The organism is Roseomonas sp. 18066 (assembly GCF_902706185.1).
In the GTDB taxonomy this organism is placed as follows: domain Bacteria; phylum Pseudomonadota; class Alphaproteobacteria; order Acetobacterales; family Acetobacteraceae; genus Pseudoroseomonas.
This window is the reverse complement of record NZ_CACSJM010000238.1, coordinates 1-6,275: the sequence shown is the minus strand read 5'-3', so window position 1 is coordinate 6,275 and position 6,275 is coordinate 1. Positions and strand designations below refer to the sequence as shown.

The following is a 6,275-nucleotide window of genomic DNA, read 5'->3' as shown; positions in this document are numbered from 1 at the left end:
GGGCGGGAGGGCGGCCATGGGGGCCGGCTTATCCTGTTTCCGCCAGCGCTGCCAACGCTGGCTGGCGCCCCCGGGTCAGGGGCGCCGGCCGGGTCGGCTCACTCGGCGGCGACAGCCTGGGGCGCCGCCACGCCACGGCGCGACCGGGCGTTGACGATGACGGTGGCCAGGCTGATCAGCGTCACGATCGCCACGTAATGGGCCGGGCCCATGCCGTCGATGGCGACGAGGCCGGAGACCAGCAGCGGCGTCAGCCCGCCGAAGATGGCGTAGGCGACGTTGTAGGAGAAGGAGACGCCGGTGAAGCGGATCGCCGGCGGGAAGGAATGGATCATCACGAAGGGCACGACGTTGATGACGCCGACGAAGGCCCCGGCCAGCGCATAGAGCGGCACCAGCAGCTCCGGCCGCGCGCCGGCGCCGACGTACAGGAGATAGGTCGAGGCGATCAGGCCGAGCATGCCGATGACCGCCACCTTGACCACGCCGAAGCGGTCGATCAGCCAGCCGCAGAGCATGGCGCAGACGGTCAGCGTGAAGGTGCCGGCCAGATTGGCCTGCAGCGTCTGGGCCGGGGTGAAGCCATGCAGCTGCTGCAGCAGGCGCGGCGTCAGCAGGATCACCACCACCACGGCGGCCGTCAGCATCCAGGTCACCAGCATCGAGACGACGATGCCGCGGCGATGGTCCTTCAGCACCGCCTTGATCGGCATTTCGGCCAGCTGCCGGCGGCGGCGCATCTCCTCGAAGACCGGCGTCTCGTGCAGGAAGCGGCGCAGATACATGGCGCCGAAGCCGAAGACGCCGCCCAGGATGAAGGGGATGCGCCAGGCGTAGCCGACCACCTCGGCCGGGGTGAAGACGGTGTTGATCGCGGTCGCCATCAGCGAGCCCAGCATGATGCCGCCGGTCAGCCCGCCGGTCAGCAGGCCGCAGGCCAGGCCGATATGCCGGGCCGGCACATGCTCGGAGACGAAGACCCAGGCGCCCGGGCCCTCGCCGCCGATGGCAGCACCCTGCATCATGCGGAAGACCAGCAGCAGCAGCGGCGCGGCATAGCCCAGCGTCTCGTAGGTGGGCGTCAGGCCGATCAGCAGGGTCGGGATCGCCATCAGGAAGACGCTGAGGGTGAACATGCGCTTGCGGCCGACCTTGTCGCCGAAATGCGCCATGACCAGCCCGCCCAGCGGCCGCGCCAGATAGGCGGCGGCGAAGATGCCGAAGGTCTGCACCATCTCCAGCCATTCCGGCGTGTCGGCCGGGAAGAACTGCTTGCCGATGGCGGCGGCGAAGAAGACGAAGATGATGAAGTCGTAGAATTCGAGCGCCCCGCCGAGCGAGGCGAGGGTCAGGGTGCGCAGGTCCTGCCGCGTCAGGGTGGAGGGGTTTGTGCTGCGCTCGGTCATCGGTCCGCCATGCTCGGAGAGGGGTGGATGCGCGTTCATTGCGCGGCATCCCAGGTGTCGGGTAATTTTAGATCGCAAAATCGCGATGACCCGCCATTTCTGATGGATGCTGCAATGCACCAGAGGCAGGGCTGAGGGCAAGCCCCGCGCTGCCGGCTGCGAGCTTGCGCAGGGGCCTTATTTTTGCTGCCAGAGGCAGACTATTTTCGGAGGCGGATCGAAAGGCCTCAGACGCCCAGGCGTTCGGCGGCCCCGTTCAGGAAGCCGCCCAGCGCCGCGTGGAAATCCGGCTCTTCCAGCAGGAAGGCGTCATGCCCCTTGTCGGAGGCGATCTCGACGAAGGAGGTATTGGCCGCCGCCCGGTTCAGCGCGCGCACCAAGGCGCGGCTCTCGCTGGTCGGGAACAGCCAGTCGGAGCTGAAGCTGGCCACGAAGAACCGCGTCGGCGTCCCTTGGAAGGCCCCCGACAGCTCCCCCCCATGCGCCTCGGCGAGATCGAAGAAGTCCATGGCGCGGGTGATGGTCAGGTAGCTGTTGGCATCGAAGCGGCGGACGAAGGTGCTGCCCTGGTGGCGCAGGTAGCTCTCCACCTCGAAGACATCCTCCAGGAAGGTCAGGGCCGGCGCCCCGCGCAGCCGGCGGCCGAACTTCCGGGTCAGCGCCTGCTCGGACAGGTAGGTGATATGGGCGACCATCCGCGCGACGGACAGGCCCTTGGCCGGGATCAGCCCGGCCTCCTCCCAGTAGCGCCCCGACCGCCAGTCCGGGTCGGAATGGATCGCCGCCCGCCCGACCTCATGGAAGGCGATGTTCTGCGCGCTGTGATGCGGGGCGGTCGCGATCGGCGCCGCGGCGAAGACGGCGCGCGGGAAGGTCGCCGCCCATTCCAGCACCTGCATCCCCCCCATCGAGCCGCCGACCACCGCCAGCAGCCGGTCGATGCCCAGGTGGTCGACCAGCTTCTTCTGGGCGCGGACCATGTCGCGGATGGTGATATTGGGGAAATCCGTCCCCCAGAGCTTGTCGCTGCCGGGCGCCATGGGCGAGGCCGGCCCCGTCGACCCCATGCACCCCCCCAAGACGTTGGCGCAGATCAGAAAAAAGCGGTCGGTGTCGAGCGGCCGGCCCGGGCCGACGATGGCCTGCCACCAACCGGCCCGGCCGGTCACCGGATGCGGCTCGGCCAGGTACTGGTCGCCGGTCAGCGCGTGGCAGACCAGCACCGCATTGGTCTTCGCCGCGTTCAGCGTGCCGTAGGTGCGGTAGGCCACGTCCAGCGGCGCCACCAGCGCTCCGCAATCCAGCGCCAGGCCTTCCGGGAAATGCGCCGCCTGGTGCGCCACGGCCTCGCCGGCGGGGGAGGGGTTCTGGCCCGGGGTCTCGCTCACGGCTCGGCTCCGCCTTGGTCGATCGGCCGCCAGACATAGGCGGCACCGCCCGCCAGGTCCATGCCGGCCGGTTCTCGCGAAAATATTGCGCTGCGAAAAAGAGCCGCGTAACCCCGATGCGGCAAAGGCAAGCCCCGGAAAGTCGCGCCTCAGCTCGCTTTCGGGCCGCGCTTGTGGCTTGGCGGCGGCCCGACACCGCTCTAAAGCTGGCCCTCCGCCATGCCCGACATCACCCCCCCCGACCTGGCCTCCCTGCGCGTCGAGATCGACCGGATCGACGATTCGCTGCACGACCTGCTGATGCGCCGGGCGGATATCGTCGCCCATATGGCCGCCAGCCGGGTGAAGGGCGGCGCCGCCACCTTCCGCCCCGGGCGGGAGGCGCTGATCCTGCGCCGCCTGCTGGCCCGCCACCAGGGCGCCCTGCCACGCGCCGCGCTGTTCCGCCTGTGGCGGGAGGTCATCGCCTCCTCCCTGGCGCAGCAGGGCAATTTCGCGGTGGCCGCGGTGCAGGGCGAGGGCAATGCCGATTCGGCCAGCGTTCGCCTGGCCCGCGCCCATTTCGGCCTGCTGACGCCGCTGAAGCTGCAGGCCACCACCAACCGCGCCCTGGCCAGCGTCGCCTCCGGCGAGGCCGCCGTCGCCGTGCTGCCGGCGCCGCAGGATGGCGAGAAGCCCGAGGCCGCCTGGTGGACCCAGATGGAGACGCCGCGGCTGCGCATCGTCGCGGGCCTGCCCTTCCTGGCGCCGCCCGAGCCGAATGGCGCCGCCGAGGCGGTGCTGGCCGCGCCCGAGGCCTATGCCGTGGCGGCCCTCGTCCCCGACGCGACGGGGCGCGACCGCAGCCTGCTGCGCATCGAGCCGGAGCCCGAGCAGTCCCGCGCCCGCATCGCCGCGGCGCTCACCGGCGTCGGCCTGCCGCCGCGCTGGATGATCCGCCGCGACGCGCCGACGCCGATGGCCCTGGTCGAGGTGGAGGGCTTCCTCGCCGAGGAGGATCCGCGCCTGGCCGGCCTGCCTTTCCCCCGCCTGCAGATCCTCGGCGCCTATGCCGAGCCCGAGCCGGAAGAATAAGCCCGATGACCGTGCTGCCGCGCCCCACCATCCTCTCGATCGAGCCCTATGTCGGCGGCGAGTCGAAGATCCCCGGCGTCAACCGCATCATCAAGCTCTCCTCCAACGAGGGCGCCTTCGGCCCGCCGCCGGCCGCCATCGAGGCGATCACCCGCGCCGCCCGCGACGCCCATCGCTATCCCGACGGCGGTGCCACCGCCCTGCGCGAGGCGCTCGGCCGCCGCTGGGGCCTGGACCCGGCCCGCATCGTCTGCGGCAACGGCTCGGACGAGCTGATCGCCCATCTCTGCCTGGCCTATGGCGGCGAGGGCACCGAGATCATCATGTCGGCCTATGGCTTCATGATGTACGACATCGCCGGCCGCTATGCCGGGTCGCGCGTGCTGAAGGTCGCCGAGAAGGACGGCTTCGCCGATATCGACGCCATGCTGGCCGCCGTCGGCCCGCGCACCCGCATCGTCTTCATCGCCAATCCGAACAACCCGACCGGCGCCCTGCTGCCGGAGGCCGAGATGGTCCGCCTGCGCGCCGGGCTGCGCGACGACATCCTGCTGGTGCTCGACAGCGCCTATGCCGAATACGTCACCACCCCGGGCTATGACGCGGGTGCGGCGATCGTGGACTCTGCCGGCAACACCATCATGCTGCGCACCTTCAGCAAGATCTTTGGGCTTGGCGGCATGCGGGTGGGCTGGGGCTACGCCCCGGCCGACATCGTCGACACGCTGAACCGCGTCCGCGGCCCCTTCAACGTCGCCGCCGCCAGCCAGGCCGCCGCCGTCGCCGCCCTCGGCGAGGAAGGCTGGGTCGAGAAATGCGTGGCCCACAACACCGAGTGGCGTGGCCGCGTCTCGGCCGCCATCACCGCCGCCGGCCACCAGGTCCAGCCCAGCCAGACCAACTTCATCCTGGTCGACTTCGGCACGGCGGATGGCGCCAAGGCGGCCGACGCGAAGCTGAAGGCCAAGGGCCTGATCGTCCGCGGCATGACCGGCTACGGCCTGCCCCAGTGCCTGCGCATCACCATCGGCGACGCCGAGGAATGCCAGCTCGTCATCGACGCCTTCGCCTGAGGCTGGAATGGCAGAGCCGCTCTTCAACCGCCTCTGCCTGATCGGCCTCGGCCTGATCGGCTCCTCGCTGGCCCGCATGGCCCGCGAGCGCGGCGACATCGCCCGCACCCTGGTCGCCTGCGACCACGGCGTCGGCGTCGCCGCCCGCCTGCGGGAGCTCGACCTGGCCGATGTCGTCGAGGTCGACGCCGCCGCGGCGGTGAAGGGCTGCGACGCCGTCATCCTCTGCACCCCCGTCGGCAGCTTCGCCGCCGTCATGGCGCAGATCGCCCCCCACCTGGCCCCGGGCGCGGTGCTGAGCGACACCGGCTCCACCAAGGGCTCGGTCCTGCGCGACCTGCTGCCCCTGCTGCCCGAGGGCGTCGATCTGGTCCCCGGCCACCCCATGGCCGGCACCGAGCATTCCGGCCCCGACGCCGGTTTTTCGACCCTGTTCCAGGGCCGCTACGTCATCCTGACCCCCGGCGACTACGGCAGCCCGGCCGCGCAGGAGAAAGTGGCAGAGCTCTGGCGCCGCGCCGGCGCCATGATCGAGACCATGGACCCCACCACCCACGACAAGGTGGTCGCCATCGTCTCCCACCTGCCGCACCTGATCGCCTTCACCATCTGCTCGACGGCGGATGACCTGGCCCAGGAAACCCGCGAGCAGGTGCTGAAATTCGCCGCCTCCGGCTTCCGTGACTTCACCCGCATCGCCGCCAGCGACGTCGACATGTGGCGCGACGTCTTCCTCAACAACCGCGAGGCGCTGCTGGAAATGCTGGCGCGCTTCTCGGAAGACGCCCACGCCCTGGGCCGCGCCGTCCGCTGGGGCGAAGCCAACTTCATCGAAGACCGCATCCGCCGCGGGCGGAAGATCCGCGGCAGCCTGATCGAGCTGAAGCAAGCCTAAGAGTCTGGGGAAACTGAGTTTCCCCAGGCCCCTTCCGTCAGTTGGCGCCATAAGGCCAGACCAGCAGGGCTGAGGCCAGCGACCGACCGCGCGACCACGAACAACTCGCGCACGGCCCAGTCGTCAAGCAATGCAACGACCCCGACCGAAAACCGGCGGGCGACGACTTCAGGCACCACGGCGACCCCGCCGCCGGCCGCCACGGCCCGGCACACGGCATCCAACCCGCCAAGGCGCAGCCGCAGCCGCGGCACCCCCTGCGCGGCCAGATGCTCCTGCAGCGCGCTGCCCTCTGCCAGCCCGATCCAGCTTTCGCCCGCCAGCGCGGCAATCGACACTGGCTCAACCAACACCCGATCCGGCGGCACCACGACCACCAGCCGGTCGCGGGCGAAGAAAGAAGACTCCAGCCCGCGAACCGCCCACCCCGCCGCGATCC

At 70.5% G+C, this 6,275-nt stretch carries 6 protein-coding genes; 3 read left to right on the top strand and 3 right to left on the bottom strand.

From position 1 onward, the window contains the following. Positions 1 to 98: 98 nt before the first annotated feature. Both GVN67_RS27690 and GVN67_RS27685 read right to left on the bottom strand, forming a co-directional pair. The gene (locus tag GVN67_RS27690) at positions 99 to 1,406 is read right to left on the bottom strand and encodes an MFS transporter (protein ID WP_160000540.1); all 1,308 of its coding nucleotides are present in this window, start codon (positions 1,404 to 1,406) and stop codon (positions 99 to 101) included. A 227-nt stretch (positions 1,407 to 1,633) separates the two neighbouring features. Then, a complete protein-coding gene (locus GVN67_RS27685; RefSeq protein WP_408906372.1) occupies positions 1,634 to 2,794 on the bottom strand; it encodes a homoserine O-acetyltransferase in 1,161 nt (386 codons plus the stop codon). 219 nt (positions 2,795 to 3,013) lie between these two features. On the opposite strand from GVN67_RS27685, the gene GVN67_RS27680 reads away from it, so the two are divergent. Genes GVN67_RS27680 through GVN67_RS27670 form a run of 3 tightly spaced genes read left to right on the top strand, consistent with a single transcriptional unit; the run spans position 3,014 to position 5,836 of the window. After that, positions 3,014 to 3,868, top strand: coding sequence for a chorismate mutase (locus GVN67_RS27680; protein WP_160000539.1), 855 nt, complete (start codon positions 3,014 to 3,016; stop codon positions 3,866 to 3,868). Positions 3,869 to 3,873: 5 nt separating this feature from the next. Continuing rightward, the gene (gene hisC, locus GVN67_RS27675) at positions 3,874 to 4,941 is read left to right on the top strand and encodes a histidinol-phosphate transaminase (RefSeq protein WP_160000538.1); all 1,068 of its coding nucleotides are present in this window, start codon (positions 3,874 to 3,876) and stop codon (positions 4,939 to 4,941) included. Positions 4,942 to 4,948: 7 nt separating this feature from the next. Beyond that, positions 4,949 to 5,836: a prephenate dehydrogenase/arogenate dehydrogenase family protein gene (locus tag GVN67_RS27670; RefSeq protein WP_160000537.1), complete on the top strand. Its 888-nt coding sequence runs from the start codon at positions 4,949 to 4,951 to the stop codon at positions 5,834 to 5,836. Here the strand turns inward: GVN67_RS27670 and GVN67_RS27665 are convergent. Next, a partial coding sequence (locus tag GVN67_RS27665) for a LysR substrate-binding domain-containing protein (protein WP_235035573.1) occupies positions 5,833 to 6,275 on the bottom strand: 443 nt, incomplete at its 5' end. The genes GVN67_RS27670 and GVN67_RS27665 overlap by 4 nt on opposite strands.